Annotated in this window: 13 protein-coding genes; 3 read left to right on the top strand and 10 right to left on the bottom strand. The window is 73.7% G+C overall.

The annotated features are described in order from the left end of the window. Positions 1–69: 69 nt before the first annotated feature. From ACIPYQ_RS35335 to ACIPYQ_RS35300, 8 genes are all read right to left on the bottom strand, one after another. Positions 70–1,149 carry a Zn-dependent alcohol dehydrogenase gene (locus tag ACIPYQ_RS35335; RefSeq protein WP_401258242.1) on the bottom strand — a complete coding sequence of 360 codons (1,080 nt, stop codon included), beginning with the start codon at positions 1,147–1,149 and terminating at the stop codon, positions 70–72. Between the two features lie 68 nt (positions 1,150–1,217). Then, complete coding sequence (locus ACIPYQ_RS35330) at positions 1,218–2,630, bottom strand: aldehyde dehydrogenase family protein (RefSeq protein WP_401258240.1); 1,413 nt, start codon at positions 2,628–2,630, stop codon at positions 1,218–1,220. A gap of 102 nt (positions 2,631–2,732) precedes the next feature. Beyond that, a complete protein-coding gene (locus ACIPYQ_RS35325; RefSeq protein ID WP_401258239.1) occupies positions 2,733–4,211 on the bottom strand; it encodes a CitMHS family transporter in 1,479 nt (492 codons plus the stop codon). Between the two features lie 73 nt (positions 4,212–4,284). Then, on the bottom strand, positions 4,285–6,516 hold the full coding sequence (locus ACIPYQ_RS35320) for a molybdopterin-dependent oxidoreductase (protein WP_401258237.1): 2,232 nt from the start codon (positions 6,514–6,516) through the stop codon (positions 4,285–4,287). Between the two features lie 222 nt (positions 6,517–6,738). After that, positions 6,739–7,359: a TetR family transcriptional regulator gene (locus ACIPYQ_RS35315; RefSeq protein WP_401258301.1), complete on the bottom strand. Its 621-nt coding sequence runs from the start codon at positions 7,357–7,359 to the stop codon at positions 6,739–6,741. Between the two features lie 35 nt (positions 7,360–7,394). Beyond that, the gene (locus tag ACIPYQ_RS35310) at positions 7,395–8,702 is read right to left on the bottom strand and encodes a hypothetical protein (RefSeq protein ID WP_401258235.1); all 1,308 of its coding nucleotides are present in this window, start codon (positions 8,700–8,702) and stop codon (positions 7,395–7,397) included. Positions 8,703–9,315: 613 nt separating this feature from the next. Continuing rightward, on the bottom strand, positions 9,316–10,131 hold the full coding sequence (locus ACIPYQ_RS35305; RefSeq protein ID WP_401258299.1) for a hypothetical protein: 816 nt from the start codon (positions 10,129–10,131) through the stop codon (positions 9,316–9,318). 385 nt (positions 10,132–10,516) lie between these two features. Then, on the bottom strand, positions 10,517–12,655 hold the full coding sequence (locus ACIPYQ_RS35300) for a right-handed parallel beta-helix repeat-containing protein (RefSeq protein WP_401258233.1): 2,139 nt from the start codon (positions 12,653–12,655) through the stop codon (positions 10,517–10,519). Between the two features lie 172 nt (positions 12,656–12,827). Here ACIPYQ_RS35300 and hmgA point away from each other — a divergent pair, with 172 nt between their 5' ends. Together hmgA and ACIPYQ_RS35290 are read left to right on the top strand one after the other, a co-directional pair. Continuing rightward, positions 12,828–14,153 (top strand): homogentisate 1,2-dioxygenase, encoded by a 1,326-nt coding sequence (gene hmgA, locus ACIPYQ_RS35295; RefSeq protein ID WP_401258231.1) that lies wholly within the window; start codon positions 12,828–12,830, stop codon positions 14,151–14,153. Positions 14,154–14,217: 64 nt separating this feature from the next. Continuing rightward, positions 14,218–14,967: a GntR family transcriptional regulator gene (locus tag ACIPYQ_RS35290; RefSeq protein ID WP_361763874.1), complete on the top strand. Its 750-nt coding sequence runs from the start codon at positions 14,218–14,220 to the stop codon at positions 14,965–14,967. Between the two features lie 51 nt (positions 14,968–15,018). Here the strand turns inward: ACIPYQ_RS35290 and ACIPYQ_RS35285 are convergent, their stop codons facing one another. Further along, positions 15,019–15,183, bottom strand: coding sequence for a hypothetical protein (locus tag ACIPYQ_RS35285; RefSeq protein ID WP_361763871.1), 165 nt, complete (start codon positions 15,181–15,183; stop codon positions 15,019–15,021). 147 nt (positions 15,184–15,330) lie between these two features. Between ACIPYQ_RS35285 and ACIPYQ_RS35280 the strand changes: the two genes are divergently transcribed. Then, the gene (locus tag ACIPYQ_RS35280; RefSeq protein ID WP_401258297.1) at positions 15,331–16,455 is read left to right on the top strand and encodes a type ISP restriction/modification enzyme; all 1,125 of its coding nucleotides are present in this window, start codon (positions 15,331–15,333) and stop codon (positions 16,453–16,455) included. 142 nt (positions 16,456–16,597) lie between these two features. Here the strand turns inward: ACIPYQ_RS35280 and ACIPYQ_RS35275 are convergent, their stop codons facing one another. Beyond that, a complete protein-coding gene (locus ACIPYQ_RS35275) occupies positions 16,598–17,323 on the bottom strand; it encodes a TetR/AcrR family transcriptional regulator (RefSeq protein ID WP_401258230.1) in 726 nt (241 codons plus the stop codon). Positions 17,324–17,360: the final 37 nt, after the last annotated feature.

The following is a 17,360-nucleotide window of genomic DNA, read 5'->3' as shown; positions in this document are numbered from 1 at the left end:
GTAGGCGCGGGGCGGGGGCCGGGGCCAGGGCCGGGCGAGGCCGGGGCCCGGGCCGGAGCAGCGGTGCGTCTAGAAGACGACCACGGAGCGGCCGCCCTTGCCCGCCAGCATGGCGTCGAACGCGGCCGGGATGCCGTCGAGGGTGATGCGGTCGGTGACCAGGGCGCCGAGGTCGAGGCGGCCGGCGCGGACGTGTTCGGCGATCACCGGGAGGTCGCGGGCGGGGTCGCTGTTGCCGTAGACGCAGCCGGTGAGGGTACGGGCGAAGTGGAAGATCTCCAGGGCGTGGAAGGTGACCTGCTGCTCCTTGCCGCCGATGCCGACCACCGTGGTGCGGCCGCCCCGGCGGGTGGACTCCCAGGCTCCGCGAATGGTCTGCGCCCGGCCGACGCACTCGACGGCGACGTCCGCGCCCTGGCCCGCAGTGAGCGCGCGGATCTGCTGGGCGGTGGTGTCGGAGGCGAGCACGAACTCGGTGGCCCCGGCCGCACGGGCCAGCCCCTCCTTGGCCGGGGACACGTCCACGGCGATGATCGGGCCCGCCTGCGCGATCCGGGCGGCCTGCAGCGCGGCCAGCCCGACCCCGCCGACCCCGAAGACGGCCACCGACTCTCCCGGGCGGACCTGGGCGCTGTGGTGGACGGCCCCGTAGCCGGTGAGGACGGCGCAGCCGAGCAGGGCGGCCTCGGTCAGCGGGATCCCGGCGGGCGCGGGCAGCACGCAGTTGGCCGCGACGACGGTCTCCTCGGCGAAGGCAGCCACGTTCAGCCCGGGGTGCAGCTCGGTGCCCTGCGCGTCGTGTGCGTAGACCGCCCCGACCCCGGTGAGCGCCTTGGCGCAGAGCCAGACCTCGCCGATCGTGCAGTGGTGGCACTGCCCGCAGGACGGGGCCCAGTTGAGCACCACGCCGTCGCCGGGCGCGACGTGCGTGACGCCCTCCCCGACGGCGAGGACCGTGCCCGCGCCCTCGTGGCCGAGGACGGCGGGCACGGGGACCCGCATGGTGCCGTTGGTGAGGGAGAGGTCGGAGTGGCAGACCCCGGCTGCGGCGAGCCGCACCCGGACCTGCCCGGGGCCGGGATCGGGCAGCACGATCTCCCGTATCTCCAGCGGGGCTCCGACGGCGGGCAGGATGGCGGCGCGGACCATGGTCGTCGTCTCGTCTTTCCGGTGCTGGGGAGGGTGGAGGGGGCCGGGAGTGCGGAGGTGTCGCGGGATCAGAACTGCAAGGACTTGGTCTGGAGGTACTCCGCCAGGCCGTGCGGGCCCAGCTCGCGGCCGACGCCCGACTGCTTGTAGCCGCCGAAGGGCGCGAGGATGTTGTAGCGGCCGCCGTTGATGTCCACCTGCCCGGTGTCCATGCGGCGGGCGAAGGCCGCGGCCGTCTCCTCGTCCGCGGCCCAGACGGCGCCGCCGAGGCCGTAGACGGTGCCGTTGGCGATGCGCAGGGCCTCCTCCTCGTCCTCGTAGGCGAGGATCGACAGCACGGGGCCGAAGATCTCCTCCTGGGCGATGGTCATGTCGGGCGTGACGTCGGCGAACACGGTGGGGGCGATGAAGTAGCCCTGCTCGTGCGGCGCGTCGGGCCCGCCCGCGACGAGGCGCGCGCCTTCCTCCACGCCCTTGGCGATGAAGCCGCGGACGCGTTCGTGCTGCTTCGCGTTGACGACCGGGCCGATGCGGGTGCCCGTGTCGCGGGGGTCGCCGGTGGGGTATTCGGCGACGGCGGCGGCCGCGAGCGAGACGGCCTCCTCGTACTGGTCCCGGTGGACGAGCATCCGGGTGAGCGCGTTGCAGCTCTGGCCGGTGTTGTTCATGACGTGGCCGACGCCTGCCGCGACGGCCGTGGCCAGGTCGGCCCCGGGCAGGATGACGTTGGCCGATTTGCCGCCGAGTTCGAGGGCGACGCGCTTGACGGCGGCGCCGGCCGTGGCGCCGATCTTCCTGCCGACGGCGGTCGAGCCGGTGAAGGAGACGAAGTCGACTCCCTCGTGCGCGGCCAGCGCCTGCCCGGCGGCCGGACCGGTACCGGTCACCAGGTTGAAGACTCCGGCCGGGATCCCCGCGTCGTGCACGGCCTCGGCGAAGAGCTGTGCGGTCAGCGGGGTGTCCTCGGCCGGCTTGAGGACGAGGGTGCAGCCGGCGGCGAGAGCGGGTGCCACCTTTGCAACGACTTGGTACAGCGGATAGTTCCAGGGCGTGATGGCCCCGACCACACCGACCGGCTCCAGCAGGACGGTGGAGTTCCCGATGCGCTCCTCGAAGGCGTACGAGGCGGCCATCTCGGCGAAGGAGGAGGTGACGGCGATCGATCCTCCGACGTGGACCGCCTTGGCGAAGGGGAGCGGGGCGCCGAGTTCGGCGGTGACGGTCTCGGTCAACTCGTCCTTGCGGTCATGCAGTGCGTCGCGGAGCGCGCCGATCAGGGCGGCCCGCTCGGCCGGAGGCGTGGCCGCCCAGCCGGGCAGGGCCGCACGGGCCGCGCGTACGGCCGCGTCGACGTCCTCCGCGGTGCCGGCCGGAACCTCGGCGATGACCTGGCCGTCGGCCGGATTGACGACCTCGATCCGGTCGGCTCCGACGGCGGGCCGCCACGCGCCGTCGATGTACATCCCGTCGTGGGCCTTCATGGCATTCCTCCCGAGTACGTACGCACCTGCGCGTGGATCCGACCTCCCCGACACCCTACAAACTAGCGTCGGTAGTTTTTATCGGCCAGGGGTCGCCCGGGGTCAGATGATGCCGAAAAGCATCCCTGCCGCAAGGACGACGAGAGAGGTCAGAGCCGCCCATTTCACGGTGAAGCGGGTGTGGTCGCCGAACTCGACCTTGGCCATGCCGACGAGGACGTAGACGGCCGGAACCAGCGGGCTGGACATGTGCAGCGCCTGCCCGACGAGCGAGGCGCGGGCGATCTCCAGCGGGGAGACCCCGTGGGCGGCGCCGGCCTCGGCGAGGACGGGCAGGACGCCGAAGTAGAAGCCGTCGTTGGACATGAAGTAGGTGAGCGGCAGGCTGAGCAGCCCGGTGACCAGCGCCATGTGCGGGCCCATGCCCTCGGGTATGGCCCCGACGAGCCAGTCGGCCATGTGCTTGACCATGCCGGTGCCGGTGAGGACCCCGGTGAAGACGGCGGCGGCGAAGACCATGCCGGCGACGTTGAGGACGTTGTCGGCGTGGGCGGCGATCCGGGCCTTCTGGTCGGGCATGTGCGGGAAGTTGACGGTGAGGGCGAGGGCGGCGCCGAGCAGGAACAGCACCGGGATGGGCAGCAGCTCCATGATCATGGCGGTGAGCAGCGCGACGGTGAGGCCGGCGTTGAACCAGTAGAGGCGCGGCCGCAGGGTGGGGCGCTGCGGGTCGAGGCCCTGGAAGCCGTCCCCCTCGCCGGGCGGGGTGGTTGACGAGTCGCCGCCGTCGGCGTCCGCGGACGCGGGGGCCTCCGCGGCCCCGGAGCCGGGGGCTCCGCCCGTACGCAGGCCCGAGCCGGCCACGACGAGGGAGGCGGACTCCGGCTTCGGCTCCAGCTCCGACTCCTGCTGCTCCTTCGACACCGACACCGACTCGGACTCGGACACCTCGCCGGGAAGGGCGAGGAGGCCGACCCGGCGGCGCTCCTTGATACCGAGGACGTACGCCAGGACGAACACGAAGAGAAGGCCCACTGCGAGCGCCGGGATCATCGGGACGAAGATGTCGGCGGCGTCGAGCTTGAGGGCGGTGGCGGCGCGTGCCGTGGGCCCGCCCCAGGGCAGGGTGTTCATGACGCCGTTGGCCGTGGCCGCGACGCCCGTCATGACCACCAGGCTCAGGCCGAGTCGCTTGTAGAGCGGGTACATGGCCGAAACGGTGATCATGAAGGTGGTCGATCCGTCGCCGTCGAGCGAGACGATCGCGGCGAGGACGGCGGTGCCGACCACCACCCGCATCGGGTCCGCCTTGCAGAAGCGCAGGATGCCGCGAACGATCGGATCGAAGAGGCCGACGTCGATCATCACGCCGAAGTAGACGATGGCGAACATCAGCATGGCGGCGGTCGGTGCGAGCTTGCCGACGCCGTCGATGACGTAGTCGCCGAGGTGCGCGCCCTTGCCTGCGAACACGCAGAAGAGTGCGGGGATGAGGACGAGCGCCGCGATGGGCGACATTTTCTTCAGCATGATCAGGACCAGGAAGGTCGCGATCATGGCGAAGCCGAGGAAGGTCAGCATGGGGGGAAGGTAGGTGCCGCCTCCTGGGGCCAACAAGACGTCTACGCGTGAGCAATACGAGCAAAACCCCAGCTCAGGGCAGGGGTGTCAGCTCGACGGGGAAGCCGTTGAGCACGGCCGTGCCGGACAGCCGGTCGAGCCGGGTGCCGTTGAGCAGCTGGTTGACGTTGGCACCGGGCGCGGCGGAGGCCACCGCGAGCCGGGCGCCCGCACGGTCGTGGCCCCAACCGTGCGGGAGGCTCACCACGCCGGTGCGGACGGCGTCGGTGACCTCCACCGGCACCTCCAGGCTCCCGCCCTCGGCGGTGATCCGGGCCCGGCCTCCGTCCGTGAGGCCCAGCCGGCCGGCGTCCTGCGGGTGGATCTGCAGGGTGCAGCGGTTGGAACCTCCGGTGAGGGCCGGAACGTTGTGCAACCAGCTGTTGTTGGACCGCAGATGGCGGCGGCCCACGAGCACCAGGGTGGCGGGGCGGTCGGCGAGCGCCGCGGCCAGCCTGGGGAGCTCGGCCGCGATCGGGTCCGGGAGCAGCTCGATCCTGCCGCTGCGGGTCCTGAGCACGCCCGGGAGCCGGGGCCGCAGCGGGCCCAGGTCGATGCCGTGCGGGTGCGCGAGCAGCCGCTCCAGGCTGAGCTCCCCCTCGGCTGCCGCGCCGAACCGGTCTCCGTACGGCCCGAGTCGGAGCATCAGGTCGAGCCGGCGCTCGGGGCCGCTCTCGCCGGTGAGGAGGCCGGCGAGGCGCGCCGGGTCCTGCCCGTGGAGGGGAGAGAGCGGGTCTCCGGTCTCCTTGGCGAGGGCGCCCTGGACGGCGAGCTCGTCGACGGCCTCGGGGCCGGCCGAGCCGTGCATGCCGGAGACGGCCAGGACGAGGCGCGCGTGGATCTCGCACTCGTCGAGGCGGCCGGCTTCGAGGGGGACGGCGGCGCGCGTGTAGCGCACCTGGTTGCGGACGGCGAAGCCGTTGAAGGCGAAGTCGTGGTGCGCGCTCTGCGAGGGCGGCGGCGGTGGCAGGACGACGTGGGCGTGGCGTGAGGTCTCGTTCAGGTACGGATCGACCGAGACCATGAAGTCGAGGCCGGCCAGTGCCCGGTCGAGCCGGTCGCCGTCAGGTGCGGACAGGACGGGATTCGCGGCGATGGCGATCAGGGCGCGGATGCGCCCCTCCCCCGGGGTCTCGATCTCCTCGGCCAGAGCGGCGGTGGGCAGTTCGCTCTTGACCTCGGGGTGACCGCTGACCCGGCTGTGCCAACGGCCGACCGCGAACCCCTTGCCGGGCCCGGCGGGGCGGGGCCGCGGGCCGGCGGCCGGCAGCGGGAAGAGGGCTCCGCCCGGCCGGTCGAGGTTGCCGGTGAGGATGTTCAGTACGTCGACCAGCCAGCTGGCCGGCGTGCCGTGCTCGACGGTGCAGCTGCCGATCCGTCCGTAGACGGCGGCGGCGGGCGCGGCCGCGAGCTCGCGGGCGAGGGTGCGGATCTCGTCGGCCGGGAGGTCGCAGGCGGGGGCTACGGCCTCAGGAGTGAAACGCGCGAGCGCGGCGGGGAGTTCCCCGAGGCCCTCGGTCCACTCTTCGAGCGCGCCGGGGGCGGCGAGCTTCTCGTCGAGCAGCGTGTGCGCGAGGGCGGCGAGCAGCAGCGCGTCGCTGCCGGGGCGCGGCGCGAGGTGGCGGTCGGCGAGCGCGGCGGTGCGGGTGCGGCGCGGGTCGACGACGACCAGGGTGCCGCCGCGGGCGCGCAGCGCCTTGAGCTTGCCGGGGAAGTCGGGGGCGGTGCACAGCGAGCCGTTGGACTCCACCGGGTTGGCGCCCAGGAGCAGCAGGAAGTCGGTCCGGTCGAGGTCGGGCACCGGGATGGCGAAGGGGTCGCCGAAGAGCAGTCCGCTGGAGACGTGCTTGGGCATCTGGTCGAGGGTGCTGGCGGTGAAGAGGTTGCGGGTGCCCAGGGCCTTGAGGAGCAGCGGCGGGTAGAGGGCGCCCGCCATGGTGTGGACGTTCGGATTGCCGAGGACCACGCCGACCGACTGGGTCCCGTACTCCCGGACGAGTGCGGGAACGGCGGCGGCAATGGCGTCGTAGGCCTCCTCCCAGGTGGCCTCCTGCAGTCGGCCGTCGCGGCGGACGAGAGGAGTGCGCAGCCGGTCGGGGTCGGCGTCGAGCTGCCCGAAGGCGGCGCCCTTGGGGCAGATGAAGCCCTTGCTGAACACGTCGTCGCGGTCACCGCGGGCGCCGGTGACGGAGGCGCCTTCGATCGTCAGGGTGAGGCCGCAGGTGGCTTCGCAGAGGGGGCAGATGCGTAGGGCGGTGCGGGGCATGGGCCCTCCATGGGCGACAGGCTGCGGCACGGGCACGCGGGGAAGGCCGAGCATACCGACCGGTAGGGACGGTGGGGAGGGGTCCTGCCGGACCGAGTGCGGGACGGAGGGGGAAGGGACCGGACGCGGCGGGGCCAGGCGCGGAGGGGGTCAGGCGCCGAGGGATCAGGCAGGGATCGGGCGCGGAGGGGTCAGGTGGGGAGGGATCAGGCGCGGAGGGGGTCAGTCCAGTACGCGGGCCAGGTAGGCGTGCATCATCGCGCGGGTCTCGGCGACGATGCCGGGATCCCCGGCCGGGTCGGTCCGGAAGGCCAGCTGGATGAGGGCGTCGGTGGCCTCGACGGCGACGAGGACCGACCGCTCCAGGGTGGCGTCGGGGGTCAGGCCGAGGTGCGTGGAGAGCAGTTCGGTCAGGCGGACGGCGACCTGGTGGTTGGGGTCGGCCTCCGGACCCTCGGGCGGCGGCGCGGGGACTCCGAAGTCGACGAGCGCGAATCCGGGGACGCTGCGCTTCATCGCCAGGTACTCGTCCAGTACGGCGTCCACGACCGGCCGCCAGTGGGTGGCCGGGAGGCCGGCGAGCCGGTCGGCGATGCCGTCGGCGTAGCGGTCCAGGTTGCGGTGGGCGAGGGCGATCGCCATGGCCCGCTTGTTGCCGAAGAAGCGGTAGACGGAGCCGATCGGCACTCCGGCGCGCAGGGCTACGGCGCGGGTGCTGAGGTTCTCGTACCCGGTCTCGTCCAGCAGCTCGGCGCAGGCGTCGAGGATCCGGGCGAGCCGGTCGGCGCTGCGCTGCTGGACGGGCGTGCGGCGCAGTGAGTGGGCGGGAGGCACGGGGTCCATCATGCCGCTCCTCGCTTCCGGGGTCGGCAGGGGCCTCAGTTCAGCAGGAGGCTGAGGCCGCCGATGGTGTACGTGATCATCAGGCCGAGCAGTGGCAGTTGTCCAGCCACCGCCTTGGCGGGCGGGAAGAGGCGTACGGAGCGGTCGTGGGCGGCGACCACGCCGAGCACGTGGCCGGTGACGACGGCGATGACCTGGAGGGCGGCGAGGGCCCCGGGACCCAGTGGTGGGGCGGGTTCGGGGGCGTTGTCAGTGCCCAATGCCATGCTTACTGTGCGTGGTCCTTCGACTACCAGGAGGGAGAAGTAGTGGGCGGTGAGATAGCCGAGTGCGATCGGTACGAGTGAGTGCGCGAAGGCGGTCAGCGGGCCGGGGTGCGGGCCGCTGACGAGGCGGGTGGCCGCAGCGCACAGGCAGTACAGGGTGGCGACGAGGGCGATGGAGGCGAGCAGTCCGAGCGTGGCCGCGGGGGTGCGGCCGAGGGGGGAGGTCTGTAGGGCGTTGATCCAGGAGGGGTTGTCGGAGAAGCCGTCGTAGGCGGTGGAGCCGAGCAGGACGCAGACGGTGGCGACGAGTCCGGGCCGCTCGGGTGTCGCGTCGAGTCCGTGGAAGGGGTTGCGGAGGACGAGGCGGCCGTCGCTACGGCGGCCGAGGGGGGAGAGCCGGGCCAGAAGGGCGGAGTACGCCTCGAAAGCGTCTCCGTCGTCGAACCAGCGCTCGCCGAAGCGGGCGGCGAGCAGCAGCTGGACGGTTGCGTAGGTGGTGAGGGCGATCAGGAGGGTGGTGGTGGATGCGGGATCGGGAGCGACGAGTTCGAGCCAGGTGAAGCCGAACAGGCCGACCGCGGCGGGCCATTGCCCCAACCGGGCGGGAAGCGGGTGGCCGGTGCCGGGGCCTGGGCGGCGCAGGGCCCGGGCGAGCAGCCGGTGCAGGGTGCGGAGCGGGTTGAGCAGGCGCCAGACGGGGCCGAGGAGGAGGGAGGCGGGCACGAGTCCGACCCAGAGAAGGACGTAGACGGCGCCGGGAGCGGGGTTGTGCGCGGGGTCGTCGGGACCGAGGAGGAGGTGGAGCAGGACGGCGAGTGCGGCGGCGAGTCCCAGTCCGCGCAGGGTGATTCGGGTGGCCGGCGCGTCGGCCACCCGCTGGACGACGGCGGGCAGGGCGAGGCCTGAGCGTTCACCGCGGAAGCGGGAGCTGGACCAGAGGAGGCCAAGCGCGAGGAAGGAGACGAACAGCGCGGCGAAGGCACCGGCGAAGGCGTAGAAGGGCGAGATCGGCAGATCGTGCTGGGAGCCGATCCCGTGCGCGAGCGCGGTGAGCGGATCGGTCGGGTGAAGGACCACGCCCTGACCGACCCCGCCACCGCCCGGGGCGGTGCCCGGCCCGAGGGGGCTCACCACCGGCCGACCAGGGACGGCGTCCCGCCCTGGGCATGCCCTGAAGGCCCTGGCGTCCCGGACTCGGGCCCGAGTCCGGGGAGCCGGGCGAGGCTGCCGCAGGCTGGATCTCGTCGGACCACTCCCCCGCCGTGGGCGGCCGGAGCGACGGCGGGCGCGTGGCGGACGCCTCGGCCGCAATGGGCGCGGGGACCGGCTCCGGCCCCCTGCGCGAGGTGAGCGGAAGGCGCGGCGCGTCGGCCCGGGTAGCTGGTCGGGGGCGGTGCGGCGAGCGGCGGCCGGGCGCTTCGACCCCGGCGGCCGGTCCAGGCCGGCGCGGCGGGCGGCGGCGGGGTGCACCGGCCCCAGCTGCCTGTCCGGGCCGGCGCGGCAAGCGGCGCCGTGGCGCTTCGACCCCGGCGGCCAGTCGGGGGCGGCGCGGCAAGCGGCGGCGGGGCGCCCTGACCCTGGCGTCCGGGCGCGGGCGGCGGGGCGGCTTGGCCCCGGCGGCCAGTCCTGGGCGGCACAGCGCCTTGGCCCCGGCGGTCGGGCTTCGTCGGTGGGGCGAGTGGGGGTGCGGTCATCGGACGAGGAGTTGGGTCAGGACGAGGTTGGACTCGTGGGTTTCGACCTCGAAGAGGCCCGTGCGGTCGGCTGTCAGGATCAGGGTGGCCTCCTGGCCTGCCGGCAGGACGAGCTCCTTGTCGTAGCCGTGGACGTGCAGGGTGTCCGCCCGGTCGCTCGTCACCCGGAGGGCGACGCGCTCCCCGCGCCGTAGCTCGGTGCGGGCGGGGGCGGGGCTGACCTTGCCGTCCCGGACGGTGATGGTGACCGTCCGGTCGGCCTGCTGCTGGTCCGTCGGCTTCGGCGCGGCCTCCGTCTCCCCGTGGCCGTGGCCCGCGGAGGAGCCCGGGGCGGCGGCGGTGAGCTGGGTCGTGGCCTGCACCGGCTTGCCGGACACCGCCCAGGCCGTGTGGTCGTCCGCGTAGAGGCGGACGGTCAGGGTGTGCGCGCCCTCGGGGACCTGTGTGGCGGGCAGGTGGAACCACTGGCCGTACAGCCGGGCCAGCTTGCGTCCGTCGAGCTCCAGGTGGGCGTGGCCGGCGCCCGGGAGGGCGGCGCCGCCGGTGCTGTCGGGGGTGAAGCGGTAGTTCTTCACCGCCAGTTGGAGGTTCCAGCCGTCCTCCGAGTCCGGGCGGACCGTCAGCTGGACCTCCGGCGCGCCCTGCGCCGGGACCTCGCGGAGCCGGTGGCCGGCGCCGTCGTCCGCGGTGAGCAGGGTTCCGACGCTGCCGGAGGCCTGCTCGTGGCTGGTGCCGGGCTTGTGGTGGGTGGTGGCCCGCCCGCCGCAGCCCGTCGCCGCGCCGCACGCCAGGAGCAGGGCGAGGGCAAGCAGGGCCGCGCTGCGGGCGGTTCGGCGGGGCCCGCGGGCCGCGCGGGGCGGCGTACGGCAGGCGTCGCACCGGATGTCGTCGTCGGGGCGGCCGATGTCGTCGTCGGGACGGCCGGTCACGGCTGGCCTCCTGTGGTCTGGGCGCTCGTGAAGGGTGGGGCGGCGGTCACGGGTCCAGGTACGGGTACGGGTACGCGTCCCCGTCCCGGTGCCGTTCCCGTCCCGGTGCCGTTCCCGGTCCGCGGCCGGGTCTCGGTCCGGGTCCGCGGCCGGGTCCCGGTCCCGGTCCGCGGCCGGGTCCCGGTCCCGGTCGGCTGGGGTTCGGTGTGTGCCGTGCGGGTGGGCGGCCTCACGGAGTCGTGGCCGCCCGGGGCGGCCGGGGCGGCGGTCACGGGGTGGGGTCCGGGGTTGCCGGGGGTTCGGGGGCTGCCGCGTGGAGGGCGGGGGCGGGGCCGGCGGGGACCGGGGTGCGGTCGCCCGCGGGGTCGCCGCCCGGGCCGGAGGGGCGGGCCGGGGCTCCCGGGCGGGCCGAGGCCACGACCGCCCACAGGACCCAGACGACGGCGACCAGGGCGCGTACCCAGGCGGGGCTCAGGGGGGTCCATGGAATCATCAGGACGGCCTTGTCGAAGGTGTCCAGCAGCGTGAGTCCGGCCAGCAGCAGGGTCAGGCGGGCCAGCCAGGGGCGGCCGGGGCGCAGTGCCAGGCCGACGCCCGTCCACCACAGGCCGAGCAGGAGGAGGGCGAGGGCCGGGACGAAGGTGGCGGTCAGCCCTGTCGTGGAGCCGGCCACGTCCAGGGCCAGGCCCGCGAGGCCGAGGAGCGAGGCGGCCGTGCCCAGCCGGGAGCCGCGCAGGCGGCGGCCCCACAGGACCCCGCCGACCAACAGCAGGACGGCCGCGACGGCGAGCGCGAGCTGGGTCTCCACCCGCTCCAGGCCGCGTGCGCCGTACCAGTCGCAGCCGGCCGGGAGTTTGCGTGCCTGGACGTTGTAGTCGGCGCAGACGAGGAGTTGGACGAGCTTGACCGGTTCGCCGACCAGCCGGGCCGACGCCCCCGAGACGGCGCCGCGGCGCTCCCCGCACTGCGGGACCGTGCCGGGGGTGGAGCCGTCGGGTCCGTCCTGCCAGCAGTTGCCCCGGCCCTGCCCGTCCCACCACACGTCCATGCCGTTGGGGCGGGCGGCGCCGGACTTGTCCTTGCCCATGACGTTCCCGGCGTACCGGTTGTGGTGGGAGGTGTCCGTCTGCTTCGACCACTCCTCCTCGCCCCGGATGAAGGCGGGGACCGCGCTGAGGAAGAAGCCCGCGCGCCGGTGCCCGTACACCCAGTTGTCCTCGTACAGGTTCCAGTTGCCGCCCGCGGTGATGATGCCGGTGCCGGGCGGCATGGAGATCTGCGGGCAGACGACGCCGCGCTCGTAGCCGCGCTCGATCGGCGGCTTGGCGCAGGTGCCGTCGGCGACGTGGTGGTAGTAGTCCTGGTTGTTGTCGTGGATCAGGTTCCGCTCGAACTTGGCGTGGTTCTGCGGGAGCCCGGGGTGGCCGGGGAAGGCGCTGTCCATCGAGGCGCCGCCCATGTTCTGGTCGAACTCGTTGTCGTGCACCCAGACCGAGTCTCCGGCGGTTCCGGAGTAGCCGACCATGTTGTGGTGGCTGCGGCAGCCGGTGATCTCGATGGAGTAGCGGGGGACGTCGTAGCCGCGGCCGTCGTTGATGTTGGAGGCGCTGCCGGGGTAGATGCCGGAGTCGCCGTTCCCGTACGACTCGCAGTTCTTGTAGAGCCCGTGGTCGCTGGCGAAGGTCAGGAAGCCGTACTCGTCGTTCCAGCGGGTCAGCACGTCGTCGATGACGAAGCCGTCGCCCGCGAGCACGTAGAGCGAGTTGAAGGTGGTGCGCTGGGCGGTGAAGTTGCGGAAGTAGATGCCGTTGGACTTGTCGGCGCGGATGGCGTTCAGCTTCTGGTACTTGGCGTCGACGACCACGTCCAGCCGGGTGGCACCCGTGCCCTCGATCTGCAGGTTCGTCTTGCCGAGGATCGCGACGAGGTTCTGGTTGTGCCGGCACTGCACCTGCTGCTCGTACGACAGGATCTGGTAGCCGAGTGAGGACTCGGGGGCCTTCAGCGCGGCGCACTCCCCCGTCGGCTTCGGGAGCGAGGGCTCCTCCTCGTACAGGCCGGGGAGGATCGCGATGTTCATCCCGGGCCGGTCGACGGCGTCGACGGCCTCCTGGAGGTGGCGGTAGCCGCTCTTCTCGCACCGTTCGTACAGGGCGAGGTTGCGTCGGCGGAGCTCTTCCGGGAAGGCGGATATCCGGCGTTCGAAGGCGGGCCGGTCGGTCTTGCAGACGACCAGGTCGGGCTCCGCCGCGCGGTATTCCGGTACGGATCCGGAGCCGTCCGGGAGGGTGACCGGGCGCTCCTCGTGCGCGCGGGCGGCGGGCGCGGCGGCGAAGAGGGTCAGGAGGGCAAGGAGGGCGGCGAGGAGCGCCGCCGGCACGGCAGGGAACCTGCGGGTCCACGACATGCGCGTGAGAGTAGAGCAATGTTCATCTTTTGTGATCCCCCTCTGCGCGAATCCGTCCCGGGCCGAACACTTCGAGACCCCCGGACCTTCAGACCCCAAGACCCCGTTGACGCGCGGGCCGCGGAATCCTACTGTCGACCATAGGATTCCTTCGACCGAGCGGGAGCAGCACATGAGCGAGCAGGCCGGCAGCGAGCAGGCCAGGAAGACGGCGGAGGGACTGGAGTACCTCACCGGCTTCGGCAACGAGCACAGCTCGGAGGCGGTCCCCGGCGCCCTCCCGATCGGCCGGAACTCGCCCCAGCGCGCACCCCTCGGCCTCTACGCCGAGCAGCTCAGCGGCAGCGCCTTCACCGAGCCCCGCACCCACAACCGCCGCTCGTGGCTCTACCGGATCCGCCCCTCGGCCGCGCACCCGCCGTTCACCCGGATCGACAACGGGGCCCTGCGCACCGCGCCCTTCACCGAGGCGGCGGACCCGAACCGGCTCCGCTGGAACCCGCTGCCCGACCCGGCCCCCGGCACCGACTTCCTGTCCGGCCTGTGGACCCTCGGCGGCAACGGCGACGCGGCCCAGCGCGCCGGCATGGCCATCCACCTCTACTCCGCCAACGCCTCCATGACGGACCGGGTGTTCAGCGACTCCGACGGCGAGCTGCTGATCGTCCCCGAGCGCGGCGGACTGCTCCTGCGCACCGAGCTCGGCCTGCTCGCCGCCCGCCCGGGCGACGTGGCCCTCATCCCGCGCGGGGTCCGCTTCCGCGTCGAGCTGCTGGACGCCGGCGCCCGCGGCTACGTCTGCGAGAACTACGGCCAGCCCTTCGAGCTGCCGAACCTGGGCCCGATCGGCGCCAACGGCCTCGCCGCCGCGCGGGACTTCCAGGCCCCGGCGGCGGCGTACGAGGACGTCGAGCGCCCGACCGAGGTGATCAACAAGTTCTGCGGCAACCTCTGGTCGGCCACCTACGACCACTCCCCGCTCGACGTGGTCGCCTGGCACGGCAGCCACGTCCCGTACGTCTACGACCTGCGCCGCTTCAACGTCCTGGGCTCGATCAGCTACGACCACCCCGACCCGTCGATCTTCACGGTCCTGACCTCGCCCTCCGACACCCCCGGCCTGGCGGGCGTGGACTTCGTGGTCTTCGCGCCGCGCTGGCTGGTCGGCGAGGACACCTTCCGCCCGCCCTACTTCCACCGCAACGTGATGAGCGAGTACATGGGCCTCATCGAGGGCGCCTACGACGCCAAGGCCGAGGGGTTCGTCCCCGGCGGCGGCTCGCTCCACAACATGATGTCCGCGCACGGCCCCGACCGGGAGACCTTCGACCGGGCGAGCGCCGCCGAGCTGAAGCCGCAGAAGATCGACGACGGCCTGGCCTTCATGTTCGAGACCCGCTGGCCGATCACCGCCACCGCCCAGGCGTCCGGCGCCGATCACCTCCAGCGCGGCTACGACGACGTGTGGCAGGGTCTGCAGCGCCACTTCCGCGCCTGACCTGCACTGCATACCCTGCAGACGCCGCACGTCACCCCCTGTCCAGCCGTTCGGAGATCCACCCGTGACCGCCTTCGCCCCCGACTCGCTGGTACTGAACCGGAAGCTGCCGCTCTGGTATCAGGTGTCGCAGTCACTGCGCGCCTCGATACTGGGGCGCACTCCGGACGCCTCGCTGCGCCTGCCCACCGAGGAGCAGCTCGCCGAGCACTACGGGGTGAGCGTGCTGACCATGCGGCAGGCCCTCAAGGAGCTGGAGGGCGAGGGCCTGATCAGCCGGCACCGGCGGCGCGGCACCTTCATCGAGCCGGGCGCGCTGCGCAGCACCCCGGTACGGCTGCTGGGCTCGGTCGACGCGATCGTGGCCCAGCAGTCCGGTGACCGCACGACGGTCCTCGGCCACGGGCGCACACCCGTGGCCGGGGAGCTGCTGGAGCACTTCCCGGCCACGCCCGAGGTGGTCACGTACCGAAGGCTGCGCCGCGACCGCGAGAGCGGGGAGCCGACCAACTGGGCCGAGAACGCGGTGCTTCCGGAGTTCGCCGAGGCGGTGGACCTCGCCGATCTGGAGCGCTGGCCGATGACCAAGGTGCTGCGGGACGTCGTGGGCGTCCGCATCAGCCGCATCACGGACACGGTGGAGGCCCGGCTGGCCGACCCGGAGACGGCCGAGCTGCTCCAGGTCCCGCTGCTCAGCCCGATCCTGCACTACACGGGCGTGACGTACGACGAGGACGGCCGCGTGGTGGACGTGGCGCGGATCCGCTACCGCGGCGACCGCTTCTCCTTCACCGTGACGGTCGACGCCCACTGACGACGCGCCCCTGACGACACCCGCTGACGAGGCCCGTCACGCCGACCGGCGTCACATCTTCTCGTCGGCCTCCGTGGTGCGCTCGCCCTCCGCCTGGGACGGCGTGGTCCGCATCGTCTGGGGGTGCCGCTCCTTGCGCTGCTTCTCGTCCATGTCCTCGTCGAGGCGCTCGCCCTCGGCCTGCGACGGAGTCGAGTATTCGTCGTACTGGCTCATGACCGTCTCCTCGGTCGATCCCGTACGTAGGTGTCACTTATGCGTACATAAGGAGCGTAACGCTTCGGCCTGGACGCAGCCCGGCCATCGGATCCCGTCGCTACCATCGGCGGCGTGAGCGAAGACGTACCGCTGCTGCACGATCTGATGCCCTGGGCCGTGGGCGGCCTGCGCCTGGGCCGGGACTGGGTGGCCGGGCCCGATCCGGCGGCCCTGCGCGCCCGCTGGGCCACCCTGACCGGCTCCGAAGGGGCCGAGCGGGAGCGGCTGTTCCGCCCGAGCCGGGTCCGTACGCCCACCGCCGGGGCGGCCGCGCTGCCGGGCCAGCGCTCGGCGGCCACCGCCCGTTTCGCCGACGCGCCCGGCCCCTGCCCCGACCCCGTACGGGTGCTCCGCGAGCCCTTCGACGAGCAGTGGCTCCTGCCCGACCAGCGGCTGATCGACACGGCCCGGCCGGAGCTCTGGCGGGTCCGGGACGAGCACCAGGTGTTCCTCGTCGAAACCCCCGACCCGCTGGTCACCGCACACCTCCCGGCCGGCCGGCTCGGCCGGATCCGCCCGCTGCACCGGCGTCCCGGCGGCGCCGAGCCCAATCTCGCCCCCGGCCTGCTGCCCCTGCTGGGCGAGCGCTACGGCGGCTGGGCCACCCCCGAGGACTTCCTGTGCTGGGTGCTCGCCGCGGGCCGCCCGGGGCCGCGCGGCCACGAGGTCCCGCTCGCCGCCGACCCCGCGCGCTGGCGGGCCGGGCTGGAGCTGGGGCACCGGCTGCTCACCGTCCAGTTGCGCGGGGCACGGGGCGGTGGGCCGCCGCGGCTGCCGGGCGGGCGGCGCCCGTACGTCCGCTCGGCGGTGGGGGCGTGGCCGCAGGAGCTCACGTACGACGCCGACAGCGAGACGCTGGGTCTCGGGGGCGGGACGGTCTCCCCCGTGCCGGCCGGGGCCTGGGAGTACGAGGCGCAGGGCGTGCGGGTGCTGGAGGCCTGGTTCGCCGCGCGCACCGCGCACCGCGGTCCGGACGCCGACGGGCTGGAGGCGCTGGGGCCCGCCGAGTGGCCGCAGAGCTGGACCTCGGAGCTGCTCGCCCTGGTGACCACCCTGGCACTGCTGGCCGATCTGGCGCCGGAGCGGGCCGCGTTCGAGCCGGGGCCGGGCCTGTCGGCCGGGGAGCTGCGCGCGGCCGGGGTGCTGCCGCCGCCGGGCTGGGCCCGGCGGCCGGCCTCGGTGCTGGACCACCACGAGGAGGGCCCGGGCGGGCAGTTCGCGCTCCTCTGAGCGGCGGCGCGGGGGCGGCCCGTCCGCTCGCCCGTCGGGCCCGCCCGCGCGACCGACGAACCCGCCCGCCCGTGCGCCCGTCGGGCCCGCCCGTCCGCGCAACCAACGAACCCACCCGCCCGCAACCGACCGACCCGCGCCCTTACGTGGCCCAGGCCCCCAGCAGCCGTGACACGGAGCGGTCGAACACCGCGGCCATGTCCAGCCCGGCGCCGGGGACCGGGCCGCCGCCCGCGAGGGCCGCCGCGAGCCTCGGGTACTCCCCGGTGGCCAGGCGGGAGCCGAGCCAGGCCGACCGCACGCCCTGTTCCTCCGCCTCGCTCCACGGCAGTGCCCGGGCCCGCTCGGCCAGCGCCAGCTCGCCCGCCACGTAGGTCGCGACGGTGCCGTTGACCGCGGCGACGAGCTCCAGCTTCTCGGCGTCCGGCGCGTCCAGCGGCGCCAGGCATTCCAGGCTGTACTCCAGGTAGCGCAGGGCGTTCGGGCCGAAGCCGTAGACGGGGCTCAGCAGGCGCGGCAGCCAGGGGTGGCGGTGCATCAGCGCGCGCGTCTGCCGGGCCAGCGCCAGCTGGTCGGCCCGCCAGTCGCCGGTCGCCGGGGTGAGTTCGTACTCCCCGCTGACCGTGTCGACCATCAGCTCGTACAGGTCCTCCTTGCGCGGCACGTAGTTGTAGAGGGACATCGTCCCCGCGCCGATCCCGGCGGCCACGCGCCGCATCGAGACGGCCTCGATCCCCTCCGCGTCGGCGATCCGCACCGCCTCGGCCGCGATGGAGTCGCGGCTGTGCGCGGGCCTGGGGCCGCGGCCGGCCCGCTGGGGCCGGGACCAGATCACTTCGGGTTCAGCGGGTCGCCCGCCGGCTGTCATCGCTCAGATCACCTCGTCGTCTCGACCACCATCTTAG

The sequence above is a fragment of the Streptomyces sp. NPDC090045 genome, assembly GCF_044747975.1.
In the GTDB taxonomy this organism is placed as follows: Bacteria; Actinomycetota; Actinomycetes; order Streptomycetales; family Streptomycetaceae; genus Streptomyces.
The sequence above is the reverse complement of the archived record's forward strand: the minus strand, read 5'-3'. Positions and strand labels throughout refer to the sequence as shown.

What these genes read in the sequence shown, in the direction of transcription:
- ACIPYQ_RS35315 (WP_401258301.1), bottom strand. Translation starts at nt 7,359, where the DNA reads ATGGACCCCGTGCCTCCCGCCCACTCACTGCGCCGCACGCCCGTCCAG.
- ACIPYQ_RS35325 (WP_401258239.1), bottom strand. Translation starts at nt 4,211, where the DNA reads ATGCTGACCTTCCTCGGCTTCGCCATGATCGCGACCTTCCTGGTCCTG.
- ACIPYQ_RS35300 (WP_401258233.1), bottom strand. Translation starts at nt 12,655, where the DNA reads ATGTCGTGGACCCGCAGGTTCCCTGCCGTGCCGGCGGCGCTCCTCGCC.
- hmgA (WP_401258231.1), top strand. Translation starts at nt 12,828, where the DNA reads ATGAGCGAGCAGGCCGGCAGCGAGCAGGCCAGGAAGACGGCGGAGGGA.
- ACIPYQ_RS35285 (WP_361763871.1), bottom strand. Translation starts at nt 15,183, where the DNA reads ATGAGCCAGTACGACGAATACTCGACTCCGTCGCAGGCCGAGGGCGAG.
- ACIPYQ_RS35275 (WP_401258230.1), bottom strand. Translation starts at nt 17,323, where the DNA reads ATGACAGCCGGCGGGCGACCCGCTGAACCCGAAGTGATCTGGTCCCGG.
- ACIPYQ_RS35320 (WP_401258237.1), bottom strand. Translation starts at nt 6,516, where the DNA reads ATGCCCCGCACCGCCCTACGCATCTGCCCCCTCTGCGAAGCCACCTGC.
- ACIPYQ_RS35330 (WP_401258240.1), bottom strand. Translation starts at nt 2,630, where the DNA reads ATGAAGGCCCACGACGGGATGTACATCGACGGCGCGTGGCGGCCCGCC.
- ACIPYQ_RS35280 (WP_401258297.1), top strand. Translation starts at nt 15,331, where the DNA reads ATGCCCTGGGCCGTGGGCGGCCTGCGCCTGGGCCGGGACTGGGTGGCC.
- ACIPYQ_RS35335 (WP_401258242.1), bottom strand. Translation starts at nt 1,149, where the DNA reads ATGGTCCGCGCCGCCATCCTGCCCGCCGTCGGAGCCCCGCTGGAGATA.